Here is a 14,545-nt window from a genome sequence, read left to right on the forward strand (position 1 = left end):
CATGGCTGGCATCCACCTGCGGATTGCCAGCCATCGCTGTTCTCAAAAATGCCTCTGCATCAGCCGGGATGCCAGGCATGCTGTTCGGCAAATCATCCGTTCACGGTCACATAGATCTTGCGCACGGTTTCGATTGTCTTCCAGACGCCAACGAAACCGGGCTTCATGACGAAGCTGTCGCCCGCGGTGTAACGCAGCGGCGCGCCGCCTTCCGGTGTGATCTCGATAACGCCTTCGAGAATGTGGCAGAACTCGAATGTCTCGCCTTTGATCGAGCGGCTTTCCCCGGGGGTCGCTTCCCAGATGCCAGTATGTACGGTGCCATCACGGGCTTCATCTAGAGGCCAGGTTTTGAACGACGGGTCGCCCGCTATGAGGCGTTCGGGCAGGGCCTTGGAGGCTTTCGGTTCAAAGGCGGGATTGGTGTCGATGGTCTTGAGGAGAGACATGGGTGTCCTTTCTTGGAACGGTAGGATCAATATCCGCGGCTACGGTCAACGAGGCCGAGCGGTTCGAGACCGGATTCGTATCGTTTGATATTTTCGACGACGGTGCGGGCAGCGGAATGGGGCTGGGTGACGCTGGCAATATGCGGCGTCAGGAGAATTTTCGGATGGGTCCAGAAGCGGTGGTCTTTGGGCAGGGGCTCCGGATCGGTAACGTCAATCACCGCACCTGAAAGCCTGTCGCTGTTGAGTGCATCGAGCAAAGCGTCATGATCGAGCTGTTTGCCGCGCCCGGCGTGAACCAGAGCAGCCCCGTCGGGAAGCATCCCTAGACGCTCGGCGTTCAGAAGCCCCGTGGTCTCGTCGGTGAGAGGCAGCAGGCAGACGAGAATATCGCTGGTGGAGAGAAGGGATTTGAGGCCGTCGTCGCCATGATGGCAGGTGACGCCATCAATCTGACGCTGTGAGCGGCTCCAGCCGGAAAGCGGAAAGCCGAAGGGTTTCAGCCGCTCCAGCGCCGCAACGCCCAGCATGCCGAGGCCGAGAACGCCCACCCGGCACTCTTCCGCCTGACGCTGGGGCAGGGCATTCCACAGTTGCTGGCGCTGCTGGTTTAAATAGACCGGCAGGTTGCGGTGGAGGGAAAGTACGCCGAGGCAGATATATTCCTGCATCATGCGGATGATGCCCTCATCCACCATGCGTACGACCTTTACCGTCTCAGGGATCGCCTCGATGTGAAACTGGTCGACACCCGCGCCGATCGAAAACAGGACTTCGAGATTGCGATACCGGGCAATGTCCTGCGGTGCCGTCCAGGTGATGAGGTAACGGACTGCGTCGGGATCGACAGTTGACGCATCCATCGAAAACGGCAGATCAGGCAGTTCTGCAGCTAGAGCCTGCCGGAAAATCTCGCCGCGCTTGGCGTCGGAATTGAAGAGAAAAGTCATCTGAAATCTATGCTTCCCGAAGGTTCAAGCCGCACAGCGGCTTGCGAGTGTTTCCAGCATCGACTGGCAGGCCGAAAGTTCGCCCGTCGTTATGAACTCGTCCGGCTTGTGGGCGCGGCCGATATCCCCTGGTCCGCAGATGATGGCGTCGATGCCCGCCGCCTGGAACAGCCCCGCCTCCGTGCCGTAGCTGACGGCGGCGAGACAGGGGGTGCCGGTCAATTCCTCCAGAAGCAGAACAAGCGGAGCATTAGCTGCTAGCGAAAGCGCCGGATAATCGCTCATAGGCGTCCATTCGATATCGACACCCTTTGCTGCAAGAGCCTCGACGCTTGCGCGAACCGGCCCGAGCAGTTCAAGCGGCGATATGCCGGAAATCGCCCGTGCTTCCAGCTCGATGGCCGAGAAATCGGGGATGATGTTGATCGCCTGGCCGCCCTTCATCGTGCCGATCTGCAGCGAGGAGTAGGGTGGCTCGAAAGTCGCTTCAAAGGGGCCTTTCGTCAGCTCATGTGCCGTCTCCACGGCCTTTGCCATGATACCGGTCATCAGGTGAATGGCATTAACCCCCTGATCAGGCCGGGACGAATGGCCGGAACGGCCACGGATGGTAATGCGAGCTGCTGCTTTGCCCTTGTGTGCACGAACCGCCCGCAAATTGCTGGGCTCGCCGATGATTGCGCCCGCCGGTGCGGCGCAAAGTTCAGGCAATCTGGCGAGAAGATGTGGAACGCCACGGCAACCCGCCTCCTCGTCATAGGAAAAGGCGATATGCACGGGACGTTTCAGCGCCCTGCGCGAAAATGCAGGCGCCGCGGCGAGAACCGTGGCCAGAAAACCCTTCATGTCGGTGGTTCCGCGCCCGTAGAGACGATCATCTTCCGCCCGCAGTGTAAAGGGATCGGAAGACCATTCCGGCTCGCTGGCGGGTACGACATCCATATGGCCGGACAAAACATAGCCGGCGCGATCGGCCGGGCCGAAGGTGGCGAAGAGATTGGCGCGGTCGCCCTCCGGTCCCGCAAGCAGCGATACTTTCGCGCCGTGGCTTTCAAGATAATCGGCGATCCAGCCGGCAATATCGCCATTGGCGGTTCCAACGACCGACGGGAAACCGACGAGACGCTCAAGGATTTCGATTGCGTTCAATGGTCGTCTCCGCTGACCGGATTGTCATCCCGAAAGCTTAGAATGGACTGCGACGTTTATCTGCTGAAATGCGAATGATTTCGGTAGATTGTTGTGACCTTCCAGTGCTTTCAGAAAATTCGTGCTGGCGTAACCGGCTACCGTCGGATGTCGTGGGCTAGGCCGGGACCGGATGAAGGTTGTGAGCCGTAGGGGATGAGGGCCGTTGGTTATGGACCTGCTCAAAGTCGATAGTTTCGAGCTGCGGACCGTGGATATCGCGGACGTGGATGCCGATCATCTGCATGCACTCTCCATGGCCGTCGGATGGCGATATCACGCGAATGAATGGTGTTTTCTGCGGCAATGCGGCGTGGGTCTCGCCGCGCTCGATGAGATCGACCGTGTTGTCGCAACCGCGATGCTCTTTCCCTATGATCAGGGGTTTGCGACGCTCGGCATGGTCATTGTTTCGCCCCGTTTGCAGGGGCATGGCGTAGCACCATGGCTTGTGCAGAAACTTGTCGCAAAATTCCCCACTGTCTCCCTGCGGTTGAACGCGACGGGAGCGTCGCGGCGGTTGTTTTCAAGGTTGGGTTTTGCCGGTGATACGGAAAAAGTATATCTGTTCCGGGGAAGGGCGAATTGCCTTTTCGAGATACCGCCGCCCGGCAGAAAACAACGAATAGAGCCGTTATCCGCAGGTCATCTGACTGATGTGGTGGAACTAGACCGGGCGGCTTTTGGCGTTTCGCGCCGGAACGTTTTGCAGCGACTTTTGACGCAGAATGCGGGTTACGGTGTGTTTGAGGCGGACCGTCTTACCGCTTTTGCGCTGCGCCGTGCGGCGGGGCGGGGCCACATTATCGGTCCGGTCGTTGCGGGTGCGGACATCGATGCGATTGCGCTCGTAAGGCGGCATTTTACCGATCTGGACGATGAGCTGGTGCGTCTCGACACCATCAGCGACAACAATCTCTTTATTGATTTTATTGCGCAATCCGGCTTGGTGGTGATTGAAACCCTTACCACCATGTCCAAAGACGCGCCGCAACCGGCGCCTTCCGGCGCTACAAAAATTTTCGCGTTGGCGGGTCCGTCTTTGTGTTGAGCTGCAGCACTATCGCAATTGACGCCCCGGCGCTTGCCCCTTATGTCAGAAAGCGACGGTTCCTGAAGCCGAAGGGCAAAGGGATTAATAGGGAACATGGTGCGGGTGATTTCTATCGCCCAATGCCGTGGCTGCCCCCGCAACTGTAAGCGGATTGCCGTTCATCCTCGTGACGCCTGAAAAGCGTCATGCCACTGCACCCTTCAAGGTGCGGGAAGGCAGATGAACGGCGTATATTCGTGAGCCAGGAGACCTGCCGTCATAATATTGACCATCGTTACGGGCGGGGATGCCCGGAAGAGGAGCTTATTATGACCTTTCCGTCCGCGGAAACGTATTTAGAGTCCCGTTCTCCATCTCCACACTTGTTGTCGCTCTGTCACTACGCGTTTTGACGCGCGGCCTGCGGATCACGCCACTTTATTTAGACTGGAGAACATATGTTTCATTTCAAACGCCTGCCGGTTTCCGCCGGTCTTCTGGCTGTCGCATTAGCGGCCTTGCCCGCCGGTGCCGCTCAGGCTGCCGAAACCGCCTATCCGCTGACGATCAATAGCTGCGGCCACGAAATCACCTTCAAGCAGGCGCCCGCCCGCACAGTATCGGTCGGCCAGAGCACGACCGAGGTTCTCTATCTGCTCGGCGTGGCCGACAAGGTGGTAGGCACGGCGCTGTGGATCGGCCCGGTTCTGAAGGGTTACGAAGACGCCAATGCCAAGGTGGAGCGGCTTGCCGACAATGATCCGAGCTTCGAGGCGGTGGTTGGCAAGAGGCCGGACCTCGTGACGACGCAGTTCCAGTGGCAGATCGGTCCCGAAGGCGTTGTCGGAACACCGGAGCAATTCGCCGAACTCGGTATTCCCGTTTATACTTCGCCTGCCGATTGCATGGGCAAGGACAATTCCGGCGGCGGCGACGGCGTGCGCAAGTCCGTTTTCACCATGGACCTGATCTACCAGGAGGTCCGCGACCTTGCGAAAATTTTCAACGTGCAGGATCGCGGCGAGGAAGTCGTTGCCGACCTGAAAAAGCGTGAGGAAGCCGCCCGCGCCAAGATCGCTTCGGCGAATGGCAAGATTTCAGCAGTCTTCTGGTTCTCCAGCGCTGAGCTGGATATCGATCCTTACGTGGCGGGCCGCAATGGTGCGCCGGGTTACATCATGTCCGCGCTCGGGCTGAAGAACGTTATCGAAAGCGATGAGGAATGGCCGACTGTTGGCTGGGAAACCATCGCCAAGGCCAATCCGTCCGTGATCGTTGCCGGCAAGATGGACCGCCGGCGTTTCCCCGCCGATGACGTCGCCGTCAAGCTCAAGTTCCTCGCTACCGATCCGGTTGCCAGCATCATGCCCGCCGTCAAGGCGGCCCATGTCTTCGAAATGGACGCGCAGGCGATGAACCCGACCATCCGCACGATCGAAGGCATTGAAACGCTGGCCGAGGCGATTTCCACAGCCGGTCTCGCCAAGTGAACGGTCTTTCCGTCAATCTTGGCAGGGCGGGTCTGGCTTTTGCCGCACTCGCCCTGCTGCTCGTCGCGCTGATGGCCGGTGCGGCCATCGGCGAGACTGCCATTCCGTTCGACGTGGTGGCAAAGACCATTGCCAATCGTGTCTTCCATGCGGGTTATCCGCTGGAGCCGCTGGATGAGGGCATCGTCTGGAGTTACCGCCTCAGCCGCGCCGTTGTTGCCGCGTGCTGTGGCGCCTCGCTGGCGCTGGCCGGTGCGGTGCTTCAATCACTTCTGCGCAACCCGCTCGCCGATCCCTATATCCTCGGTATTTCCGCAGGCGCCTCAACCGGGGCCGTGGCCGTGGCGCTTCTGGGCTTAGGGGCGGGGTTCCTGACGATGCCGGCCGGCGCCCTGATCGGGGCTTTTGTGGCTTTTTCGCTTGTCAGCCTTCTGGCGGTGCGGGCAGGGCACGGCAACAGCGCCATCATCCTGGCGGGGGTCGCCGGTTCGCAACTGTTCAACGCCATGACGTCGTTCATCGTCACCAAATCCGCCAATGCCGAACAGGCGCGCGGCATCATGTTCTGGCTGCTGGGCAATCTTTCGGGCGTGCGCTGGCCGGATGTCTGGCTGGCTTTGCCCGTCAGTATTGCGGGTCTTGGGGTGTGCCTCTGGTACGCACGCGCGCTTGATGCTTTCGCTTTCGGCGGTCAGGCAGCAGCTTCGCTCGGTATTCCGGTGCGCCGGGTCTATGCGGTGCTGATCTCGGTTTCGGCGGTCATGACGGCAGTCATGGTGTCGCTGGTCGGTTCCATCGGCTTCGTCGGTCTCGTCATCCCGCATGCGGCGCGCATCTTCGTTGGCGTTCGCCACGGCATGTTGCTGCCGGTGACGGCCCTGACCGGTGCAATTTTCATGATCATCGCAGATATCCTCTCGCGCACCGTCATTCCGGGGCAGGTGCTGCCGATCGGCGTGATCACTGCGCTGGTCGGCGCGCCCGCCTTCGCCTTCATTCTCGGGCAGAAGAGAGGCCGGTCATGAAATTATCCGCCCACGATCTGCATTTTCATGCCGGCAATCTCGACATCGTGCGCGGGGTTTCGCTGGAGGTCGCCCCGGGCGAGTTTCTGGGTATCATCGGGCCGAACGGTTCGGGCAAAAGCACGCTGCTTTCCATGCTGGCCGGCATTCGCATGCCGCGTCGGGGTCATGTCATGCTTGGTGAGGAACGGCTTGCCACATTCGGGCGGCGCGAACTTGCCCGCAGGCTGGCCTTTGTGGAGCAGCAGGCCGAAACCACCGAGCGCATCAGCGCGCGACAGGCCGTGGAACTGGGGCGCACGCCCTATCTCGGCCCGCTTTCCGCATGGTCGCCAAAGGACGACGCCATCGTCGATGCGGCGCTCGGAAATGTCGATATGGCGGACAAGGCCGAGCGAAACTGGCATCACCTTTCCGGCGGCGAACGCCAGCGCCTGCACATTGCCCGCGCATTGGCGCAGGAGCCGCATATTCTGCTGCTGGACGAACCGACCAACCATCTCGATATCGGCCACCAGATCGGCCTGCTCGATCTGGTGCGCAGGCAGGGACTGACGGTTGTGGCGGCGCTGCATGATCTCAATCATGCCGCCATGTTCTGCGACCGCGTCGCCATCATGCATCGCGGTGAAATGATCGCTGTCGGCCCACCGCGCGAGGTCCTCACCTCTTCGACCATCGCCGATGTGTTCGGGGTGCAATCCGTCGTCACCACGGATGAAAGCGGATTTTCACATATTCGTTTTCTGCCGGCCCACGGTGCGGCCGATCACGCAAGGAAAGCAACGGCACGATGATGAAATTGAAAAGACTTGCAAATCTCCGCTTTTGCGCCCGACAGCTTTGCGTTTCCGCGGGACTTGCCATGGTTGTGGCCACAGGGTTTTCCATTCAAGCCGGAGCCGAGACCTTCGAGGTGAAGATGCTGAACCGTGGCGAAAAGGGCTCAATGGTGTTCGAACCCGATTTTCTGGAGATCGCTCCCGGCGACCGCGTGCGCTTCGTGCCGAGCCACAAGAGCCATAATGCCGCGACGATCGATGGTATGGTTCCCGAAGGTATTGAAGGTTTCAAAAGCCGGATCAACGACGAATTCGAGACCGGCTTCGAAAAGCCAGGCTTTTACGGCATCAAATGCTCGCCGCATTACGGCATGGGCATGGTCATGCTGATTAAGGTGGGGGACGCGGTTTTGCCGCAGAGCTACAGGACGGTAGAGGTCCCAGGCCGGGCGAAGCCGCGCTTTGAGGAGCTATTCGAGCGGGCGGAAAAATGAGGTCCCTGCATCGCGTTTTCATGCGTCATGCCGGACTAGATCCGGCATCCAGCCACGGCGCGTCTGCACCGTGAGAAACTATTATTAAGCGATCAAGGACTTGGTCGCACTGGACCCCGGATCACATCCGGGGTGACGGAGAGCTGGGCGGCAGCTTGGTGGCTTTGGTCGCCCTATCCCTTGCCGGACGTGTGCGGCTTCACAGCGCATACTGCATAACGGTGCTGCAATCCCCGCAAGATGCCTTTCAGCAGACTGAAATTTTTTGCCTGGGCACGATGAATGGCCTGAAGTTCCTGATCGATGGCAACGGGCTCGAAGCCGGTTTCACGCAACAGCGCCGCAACGTCACCAGCTCTTGCACCCTGTGAAAAATAGACCCGCGATAGAATGCTGTTGAAGGTGTTTTCCGGATCCGCCGGCTTGTGCGGCTGGTCCGGCTTCACAAGGCCGATGCTTTCCAGACCCGCCGCCAGCTTCTTGACCAGTCTTTCGCGCCAGCCGGTGTTGACGAAATCGCCATCGACGATCAGCAGGCGTCCGCCGGGTTTCAAGACACGGAACCATTCGGCAAAGCTTGCCTTCGGGTCAACCAGCGTCCAGACCAGATGGCGGGTGATGATGACGTCGGCGCTTTCGTCCGGCTCCATCGTGTTTTCGGCGTCGCCGACAAAAAAGCGGATATTGCGCCCGCGGGTTTTCGCCTTCGCCCTTGCAAGCTCCAGCATGGTTTCCGACCAATCCATGCCGGTGACCTGAAAACCGAGATCGTCCATCAGGTGCGAGATAACGCCGGTGCCGCTGGCCAGATCCAGCGCCTTGCGGCCTTCTCCCTGGCCCAGATGCTTCAAAACCAGCGCGTGCCAGGCCTCGCGCTCTTCTTCGGAGAAAATCTCATGACCCGGGGAAAGGTCGAAAGTCGCGGCGCGGCCGGACCAATAGGTTTTGATTTCGTCTCTCAGACTGTCGTTTTTGCCATAGTGGATAGTGTCGATCATCGGTCTTCAGCTCACATACCGGTCAGTTAAGAATGGCTCTAAAACATAAAACTTGACTAGTATAGTCAGAAAATAATACAGCCGCGCCAGTCAACACTGGAGAGCAATATCCGATGCGCATCTCAGCCAAATCCGCGGCACTTGCCCTTGGCCTTCTCGTATCCGCAGCGTGGCCTGCATTGGCCGAAAAGGTCACCGTCAAGGATGTGACCGGCCGCGACGTGGAAGTCAATGTGCCCGTTTCGCATGTGATCCTCGGCGAAGGCCGTCAGATCTATTTCCTGGCGGCGCTCGACAAGGAAAACCCTTTCCAGCACGTTGTCGGCTGGCGCGACGACCTGGCGAAAGCCGACCCGGAAACCTATGCGGCCTATCTTGCCAAGTACCCTGATATTGCCAAGCTGCCGACCTTTGGCGGCATGAAAGACGGCACCTTCGACATCGAGCAGGCCATTTCGCTGAAGCCAGACGTGATCCTGATGAACATCGACGCGAAGACCGCGACGCAGGAGGCCGGTTACATCGAGAAGCTCGAAAAGGTCGGCATCCCGCTTGTTTACGTCGACTTCCGCGAAAAGCCGATGGAAAACACCGAGCCGAGCATGCGTCTGATGGGCCAGCTGACCGGCAAGGAAAAGATCGCCGAGGACTTCATAAAGTTCCGCGCGGACTCCATCGCCAAGGTCACCGATACGCTCGAAAAGGCCAATCCGAAGAAGCCCGTCGTGTTCGTCGAACGCGCCGGCGGTTATTCCGACGATTGCTGCATGTCCTTCGGCAACGAGAATTTCGGCAAGATGGTCGAACTCGCCGGCGGCATCAACATGGCCAAGGACATCATTCCCGGCACGTTCGGCAACGTCAATCCGGAACAGATCATCGCCTCCAATCCGGAACAGATCATCATCACGGGTGGCAACTGGAACGGTTATGTTCCCGGCGGTAACTGGGTCGGTGTCGGTTATGGCGCGGATATGAAGGAAGCCCACCGCAAGCTTGAAAACCTGACCAAGCGCCCGGCTTTCACCGGGGTACAGGCGGTCAAGAACGGCAATGTCCACGCCATCTGGCACCAGTTCTACAACAACCCGTATCAGTTCGTGGCCATTCAGGAAATCGCCAAGTGGCTGCACCCGGACCTCTTTAAGGATCTCGACCCCGAGGCGACCTTCAAGGAGCTGCATGCCCGCTTCCTGCCGCTCGACTACAAGCCCGGTTACTTTGTGTCGCTGAAGGACACGAAATAATACAGGGACGGTGAAGGGGAGCGCCGTCCGATCGATGGATGAAGCCGCAGCCATGCGGCTTCATCATTTTCTTTTGGAACTAAGAGGACTTCTCATGCGGCTTAACGCTCTCAGGCATCTTGCGGTGCTGGCTTTGTCTCTTCTCGCTTTGCCGGCTTATGCCGGAGAAATCACCGATGTCACCGGACGCAAGGTCGAGCTGGACCTGCCTGTCAAACGTGTCATAGTCGGTGAGGCGCGCCAGATCCACGTCATCGCGGCGCTCAAGGGCGACCAGACCTTCGACACCATCGTCGGCTGGCGTGACGATCTCCTCAAGAAGGACCCTGACAGCTACGCCGCCTATGTCGAGCGCTTTCCGCAGATCGAAAAACTGCCGCGCTTCGGTTATGTGCCGCAGGGCGATTTCAGTCTGGAAACGGCCATTACCCTTTCGCCTGACGTGATCACCCTCAATCTGGAAGCGGAAAAATCCGCCAAGGAAAGTGGTTTCGAAGAGAAGGCCGCCGCCGCCGGAATCAAGATCGTCTATCTCGATTTTCGCATCAATCCCGAAAAGAACAGCGAAGCCTCGATTGAAATTCTCGGGAAAATGTTTGGCGCGCAAGAGCGCGCAAAGGAATTCATCGCCTATCGCCGTGCAGAAATCGCCCGCGTGACCGACCGGCTCGCCAGCGTCAAAGACCTGAAGCGTCCCGGCGTCTTCATCGAGCGCGCGCCCGGCATTTCCGGTGAGGACAATTGCTGCCGCACCTTCGGCCCGGTCAATTTCGGCGCAATGGTCGATCTCGCTGGCGGCGATAATATTGCCGACGGCATCATCAAGACGACGTTCGGCGATCTCAATCCCGAGCAGCTCGTCGTTGCCGATCCGGATCATGTCATCGTAACCGGCTCAAACTGGGCGGCTGAATCCGATATCAACCAGTTCGTTCCCGTTGGACGCGGAGCCGACATGGCTCTTTCCCGGAAAAGACTGACAAACCTGATGAGGCGCACGCCGTTTCCGGAACTGAAGGCTGTCAAACAGGGCAATGTCCATGCCGTGTGGCACCAGTTCTACGGCGCGCCCTACGAGTTCTTTCCGATTCAGCAATTCGCCAAGTGGTTCCATCCCGAGCTCTTCGCCGATCTCGATCCCGAGAAGAATTTTGAGGAATTTCACCGGAAATTCCTGCCCGTCACCTACAAGCCGGGATACTTCGCATCCCTCGAAAAAGGTTCGAATGAATGAGTTCGTTGAATGAAAGCGCCGTTGGCGTAAGTGGGCGCGATCAATATCGCGCCCTTGCCGCACGAAGGATCGTTATTCTCTTCGGGCTTTTCATCGCCCTTTGTTTCACTATGGCTGCCGACATGGCACTTGGTCCGGCGCGCTACACGATATCAGAAGTTCTGGCGACGATTGCCGATCCGGCTGCTGCTGCAAACCAGCTTCGGGTGGTGATATGGGATATCCGCATGCCGATTGCGCTGATGGCGGTCACCGTCGGCGCGTCGCTTTCGGTTGCGGGCGCACAGATGCAGACCATCCTGTCCAATCCTCTCGCCAGCCCGTTTACGCTCGGCATTTCGGCCGCTGCCAGTTTCGGCGCCGCGCTGGCCCTTGTTGGCGGCGTTGCGATCTTTCCCGGTGCCGTCCAGTACATGGTGCCGATCAACGCCTTCATCATGGCGATGATTGCCGCCCTGTTCATTCATTTTGCCTCGACGATGCGCGGCGTAACCGTGGAGACTATCGTCCTTCTCGGCATCGCGCTGGTGTTCACCTTCAATGCCGCATTGTCGCTGCTTGAATATCTGGCTTCCGAACAGGCGCTCGCCGCCGTCGTTTTCTGGACCATGGGCAGCCTGACCAAGGCCACGTGGGAAAAGGTCTATATCACCGGTGGTATTCTTCTCGTTACGGTGCCGATGTTCATGCGCAACGCATGGGCGCTGACTGCGCTTCGGCTGGGTGACGACAAGGCAGCCAGCATGGGCATCAATGTGCGTCGGCTGCGGCTGCAGACCATGCTGACGGTCAGCCTTCTGGCCGCGATTCCGGTTTCTTTCGTTGGTACCATCGGTTTCGTCGGGCTTGTCGGCCCGCACATAGCCCGCATGGTGGTGGGCGAAGATCAGCGGTTCTTCCTGCCGGGCTCGGTGATCTGCGGGGCGCTGCTGCTGTCGGCAACCTCTGTCATCAGCAAGATACTCATTCCCGGCGCAATTCTGCCAATCGGCGTCATCACGGCGCTGGTTGGCGTACCGTTCTTTTTCGCGCTCATTTTCGGCAACAGGAGACGCGCATGGTAGCGCTCGCATTGAAGGATGTCGGCGCTGCCTACGGCCGCACGACTGTTCTCTCCAAGGTCGGCATCGATACGCTGGAAAGCGGCAGTGTCACGGCGGTCATTGGCCCGAACGCTGCCGGCAAGTCCACGCTTTTCAAGCGCATCGCCAGCCTGATCTCCGGTCCCGGGCTTGTCGAGTTGTCAGATACGGCACGCGGCAACCGGGCCATCTGCTACATGCCGCAGGACACCGGCGCCAACGCCGTGCTGACGGTTTACGAATCCGTGCTTCTGTCCGCCAAGCAGGGCGGCGGGTGGCGTGTTCACGACGATGAGCTGTTTGAGATCGACGCCATTCTCAAGGCGCTGAAAATCCACGATCTCGCCTTCCGGGGGCTCGGCGAATTGTCTGGCGGTCAGCGGCAGCTTGTGTCCCTGGCGCAGGCGCTGGCCCGCAAGCCGGAGGTGCTGTTGATGGACGAGCCGACATCTGCTCTCGACCTCCACCGGCAGGTCGAGGTTCTGGGGTTTGTGACCGACCTTGCCCAGAAGACTGGCATGATCGTGCTGATCGCCCTGCACGACCTCAATCATGCGCTTCGTTATTGCGAGAATACGATGGTGATCGCGCGCGGCGAAATGGTGGTGAGCGGCAGCACCGAGACGGTGATAACCCCGGCCATGCTGCGCGATATCTACCGCATCGATGCGCGCATCGAACCCTGTTCGCAGGGCAGGCCGATGGTAATAGTCGACGGCGCAATCTGACGCTATCACAGGACCCGGCCGCGCCTGCCGCCGGGTCTGCGAGTCTCTGGCTGTTGCAGGGCCCGCGACCGCACAAATTCTTGATAATAATAGTCATGAAATAGCTGTTCGGTCGAGAGTTTGGGTGCTAGAGGTTTAGACGGGAAAACTGCTTTGTCGTTTGGGGGCTTGCAGTTTCGTTTATCCTTGAAATTTCTCTCGGTTGAGACATGGGCATACGGGAAGATGACAAGCGTTATAACGCTTACGTCGCGCACAGGGTTGACCTGATCAAATACGCCGCGCTTATTTTAGGGTCGCGGGCGGACGCGGAGGACGTGGTTCAGGAGGCATTCCTGAAATTCGTTCCCGAAGGTTCCGGCAATCCTTCCAACCTCAAATCCTATCTTTTCCGCATCGTCCGCAACCTCGCCCTCGATAATCGCCGCCGCAACCGGCAGGACCTGCGGGAGCGGCCCGACGATACCCCGTTCTGGGGCGTACCGCAGGGTCACGGCACACCAGAAGAGCATGCCCTGTTCTGCGACGAGGTCCGGCAGATGCAGACTATTTTGGCCTCTCTGCCGGTCCAGGCGCGTGTGGCATTGGAAATGCATAGATTTGGCGGCTACAATATGGAAGAGATCGCCCGTCACCTCGGCGTATCCGTGGCTAGCGCCCACCGTCTGATTAAGAGTAGTATTGCCGCCATTACCAAAGAAATGCAGTAAAATAGCCTTTATTGTTTCATCTTGTGAAAAAAAGTTCTCCCTCAAACGTCTTTAAAGCAACACGGAAGACGAGGCATCTCCTCCGCCCAGTCAAAGGAACTGACCGGCTCAATGACAATTGATCCCGATAAAAAAATAACATTGCCGACCGGGAAGGCGGAAGAGGCTGCCGACTGGCTGATACGCCTGCAGACGGGTTCGGCGGAACCGCGGCTGAAGGCGGAATTTGATCGATGGTTGGCTGCTTCGCCGGCAAATCGTCTGGCCTGGGAGCGGACATGCAAGACTTGGCGCAATCTCGGTCTGGTCGAGCCGGGTTTAAAGAGCCTCTGGGAAGACGCGGAGCACCTGCCTGGCGTTGCCGGAAAACAGGCATCGCGACGGCGCTGGTCCTTGCGGCATTATGCCGGCATGGCGGTGGCAGCAGTGTCTCTCTGTCTTGCGGTGCTGTTCGTTCCCACGCTTTTCGTCCATATCAAGGCCGAATATCAGACCAGTACCGCAGAGAGCCGCACCATAACCCTTGAAGACGGCAGCAGGGTGCAGCTTGCCGCGGCAAGTGCGCTTACCACTGATTTTGCCAATGGCCGCCGTAATGTGAAGGTGCTGAAGGGCGAAGCTTTTTTTGATGTCGTGCCGGATAGCGACCGTCCCTTTGTCGTGGAGGCGAAAAACCTGACCGTCCAAGTGCTTGGCACGGCTTTCGATGTCGACATGACGGATGGCGTGACGCAAGTCGCGCTTGCGCATGGTTCCGTGGAAGCTTCCTTCCGCAACGCGCCACCAACGCGGCTGGTGCCGGGTGAGATGCTGGTTGTCGACGCCTCCGGTACAATCCGGAAAGAGACCGTTCCCGTCGAGGATATTGGTGGCTGGCGCAACGGCGAGCTTTACGTTGTGGATGCGACGATCGGTTCTGTCGTCGAGCAAATCCAGCGGTATCATCCCGCATGGCTGACGATGGCGGACAAGACGCTTGCAGAGCAGCGTGTGACTGGCTTCTACAATCTTCGCGATCCGGACCGTGCGCTGGAAGCATTGGTGGAACCCTATAAGGGCAAGGTGCATGCAATTGCCAATACCGCCCGCATCATCACCCGTTTCTGAAGCGCCATAAAACAAAAAATCGTATTTA

At 58.9% G+C, this 14,545-nt stretch carries 15 protein-coding genes and 1 riboswitch; of the genes, 11 read left to right on the forward strand and 4 right to left on the reverse strand.

Annotated elements, in window-relative coordinates; genetic code table 11:
* Positions 1-92 precede the first annotated feature (92 nt).
* From QE432_RS06710 to argE, 3 genes are read right to left on the reverse strand one after another with little or no spacing between them, the layout of a single operon-like run.
* Complete coding sequence (locus tag QE432_RS06710; RefSeq protein WP_013761644.1) at positions 93-449, reverse strand: cupin domain-containing protein; 357 nt, start codon at positions 447-449, stop codon at positions 93-95.
* A gap of 26 nt (positions 450-475) precedes the next feature.
* Positions 476-1,399, reverse strand: coding sequence for a 2-hydroxyacid dehydrogenase (locus tag QE432_RS06715; protein WP_065687787.1), 924 nt, complete (start codon positions 1,397-1,399; stop codon positions 476-478).
* A gap of 24 nt (positions 1,400-1,423) precedes the next feature.
* A complete protein-coding gene (gene argE / locus QE432_RS06720) occupies positions 1,424-2,548 on the reverse strand; it encodes an acetylornithine deacetylase (protein ID WP_065687786.1) in 1,125 nt (374 codons plus the stop codon).
* Between the two features lie 211 nt (positions 2,549-2,759).
* Here argE and QE432_RS06725 point away from each other — a divergent pair, with 211 nt between their 5' ends.
* The 5 genes from QE432_RS06725 to QE432_RS06745 all read left to right on the forward strand — a co-directional run bounded on the left by QE432_RS06725 (position 2,760) and on the right by QE432_RS06745 (position 7,411).
* Entirely contained in the window at positions 2,760-3,638 is an 879-nt protein-coding gene (locus QE432_RS06725; RefSeq protein WP_065687785.1) for a GNAT family N-acetyltransferase, read from the forward strand.
* A 39-nt stretch (positions 3,639-3,677) separates the two neighbouring features.
* Positions 3,678-3,913, forward strand: a riboswitch (cobalamin riboswitch).
* A 165-nt stretch (positions 3,914-4,078) separates the two neighbouring features.
* Entirely contained in the window at positions 4,079-5,110 is a 1,032-nt protein-coding gene (locus QE432_RS06730) for an ABC transporter substrate-binding protein (RefSeq protein ID WP_013761640.1), read from the forward strand.
* A complete protein-coding gene (locus QE432_RS06735; protein WP_025595575.1) occupies positions 5,107-6,135 on the forward strand; it encodes a FecCD family ABC transporter permease in 1,029 nt (342 codons plus the stop codon). Before QE432_RS06730 ends, QE432_RS06735 begins: the two co-directional genes overlap by 4 nt.
* Positions 6,132-6,932, forward strand: coding sequence for an ABC transporter ATP-binding protein (locus QE432_RS06740; protein ID WP_013761639.1), 801 nt, complete (start codon positions 6,132-6,134; stop codon positions 6,930-6,932). Before QE432_RS06735 ends, QE432_RS06740 begins: the two co-directional genes overlap by 4 nt.
* Positions 6,929-7,411 (forward strand): pseudoazurin, encoded by a 483-nt coding sequence (locus QE432_RS06745; protein WP_065687784.1) that lies wholly within the window; start codon positions 6,929-6,931, stop codon positions 7,409-7,411. The genes QE432_RS06740 and QE432_RS06745 overlap by 4 nt, the downstream gene beginning before the upstream one ends.
* A gap of 173 nt (positions 7,412-7,584) precedes the next feature.
* Here the strand turns inward: QE432_RS06745 and QE432_RS06750 are convergent, their stop codons facing one another.
* On the reverse strand, positions 7,585-8,409 hold the full coding sequence (locus tag QE432_RS06750) for a class I SAM-dependent methyltransferase (RefSeq protein WP_065687783.1): 825 nt from the start codon (positions 8,407-8,409) through the stop codon (positions 7,585-7,587).
* Positions 8,410-8,522: 113 nt separating this feature from the next.
* Here QE432_RS06750 and QE432_RS06755 point away from each other — a divergent pair, with 113 nt between their 5' ends.
* The 6 genes from QE432_RS06755 to QE432_RS06780 all read left to right on the forward strand — a co-directional run bounded on the left by QE432_RS06755 (position 8,523) and on the right by QE432_RS06780 (position 14,517).
* Complete coding sequence (locus QE432_RS06755; RefSeq protein WP_003511043.1) at positions 8,523-9,656, forward strand: ABC transporter substrate-binding protein; 1,134 nt, start codon at positions 8,523-8,525, stop codon at positions 9,654-9,656.
* Positions 9,657-9,750: 94 nt separating this feature from the next.
* Positions 9,751-10,890, forward strand: a complete 1,140-nt coding sequence (locus QE432_RS06760) for an ABC transporter substrate-binding protein (RefSeq protein WP_065688003.1) — start codon at positions 9,751-9,753, stop codon at positions 10,888-10,890.
* On the forward strand, positions 10,887-11,954 hold the full coding sequence (locus QE432_RS06765; protein ID WP_065687782.1) for a FecCD family ABC transporter permease: 1,068 nt from the start codon (positions 10,887-10,889) through the stop codon (positions 11,952-11,954). Before QE432_RS06760 ends, QE432_RS06765 begins: the two co-directional genes overlap by 4 nt.
* Positions 11,948-12,700 carry an ABC transporter ATP-binding protein gene (locus QE432_RS06770; RefSeq protein WP_003511038.1) on the forward strand — a complete coding sequence of 251 codons (753 nt, stop codon included), beginning with the start codon at positions 11,948-11,950 and terminating at the stop codon, positions 12,698-12,700. Before QE432_RS06765 ends, QE432_RS06770 begins: the two co-directional genes overlap by 7 nt.
* Before the next feature lie 209 nt (positions 12,701-12,909).
* Positions 12,910-13,410, forward strand: a complete 501-nt coding sequence (locus tag QE432_RS06775) for an RNA polymerase sigma factor (protein WP_065687781.1) — start codon at positions 12,910-12,912, stop codon at positions 13,408-13,410.
* A 111-nt stretch (positions 13,411-13,521) separates the two neighbouring features.
* Entirely contained in the window at positions 13,522-14,517 is a 996-nt protein-coding gene (locus QE432_RS06780) for a FecR family protein (RefSeq protein ID WP_065687780.1), read from the forward strand.
* Positions 14,518-14,545 lie beyond the last annotated feature (28 nt).

This window comes from Agrobacterium sp. SORGH_AS_0745, assembly GCF_030818995.1.
GTDB classification, from domain to species: Bacteria; Pseudomonadota; Alphaproteobacteria; order Rhizobiales; family Rhizobiaceae; genus Agrobacterium; species Agrobacterium tumefaciens.

What these genes read in the sequence shown, in the direction of transcription:
- QE432_RS06730 (WP_013761640.1), top strand. Translation starts at nt 4,079, where the DNA reads ATGTTTCATTTCAAACGCCTGCCGGTTTCCGCCGGTCTTCTGGCTGTC.
- QE432_RS06780 (WP_065687780.1), top strand. Translation starts at nt 13,522, where the DNA reads ATGACAATTGATCCCGATAAAAAAATAACATTGCCGACCGGGAAGGCG.
- QE432_RS06710 (WP_013761644.1), bottom strand. Translation starts at nt 449, where the DNA reads ATGTCTCTCCTCAAGACCATCGACACCAATCCCGCCTTTGAACCGAAA.
- QE432_RS06775 (WP_065687781.1), top strand. Translation starts at nt 12,910, where the DNA reads ATGGGCATACGGGAAGATGACAAGCGTTATAACGCTTACGTCGCGCAC.
- QE432_RS06755 (WP_003511043.1), top strand. Translation starts at nt 8,523, where the DNA reads ATGCGCATCTCAGCCAAATCCGCGGCACTTGCCCTTGGCCTTCTCGTA.
- QE432_RS06740 (WP_013761639.1), top strand. Translation starts at nt 6,132, where the DNA reads ATGAAATTATCCGCCCACGATCTGCATTTTCATGCCGGCAATCTCGAC.
- QE432_RS06760 (WP_065688003.1), top strand. Translation starts at nt 9,751, where the DNA reads ATGCGGCTTAACGCTCTCAGGCATCTTGCGGTGCTGGCTTTGTCTCTT.
- QE432_RS06745 (WP_065687784.1), top strand. Translation starts at nt 6,929, where the DNA reads ATGATGAAATTGAAAAGACTTGCAAATCTCCGCTTTTGCGCCCGACAG.
- QE432_RS06725 (WP_065687785.1), top strand. Translation starts at nt 2,760, where the DNA reads ATGGACCTGCTCAAAGTCGATAGTTTCGAGCTGCGGACCGTGGATATC.
- QE432_RS06765 (WP_065687782.1), top strand. Translation starts at nt 10,887, where the DNA reads ATGAGTTCGTTGAATGAAAGCGCCGTTGGCGTAAGTGGGCGCGATCAA.
- QE432_RS06750 (WP_065687783.1), bottom strand. Translation starts at nt 8,409, where the DNA reads ATGATCGACACTATCCACTATGGCAAAAACGACAGTCTGAGAGACGAA.
- QE432_RS06715 (WP_065687787.1), bottom strand. Translation starts at nt 1,399, where the DNA reads ATGACTTTTCTCTTCAATTCCGACGCCAAGCGCGGCGAGATTTTCCGG.
- QE432_RS06770 (WP_003511038.1), top strand. Translation starts at nt 11,948, where the DNA reads ATGGTAGCGCTCGCATTGAAGGATGTCGGCGCTGCCTACGGCCGCACG.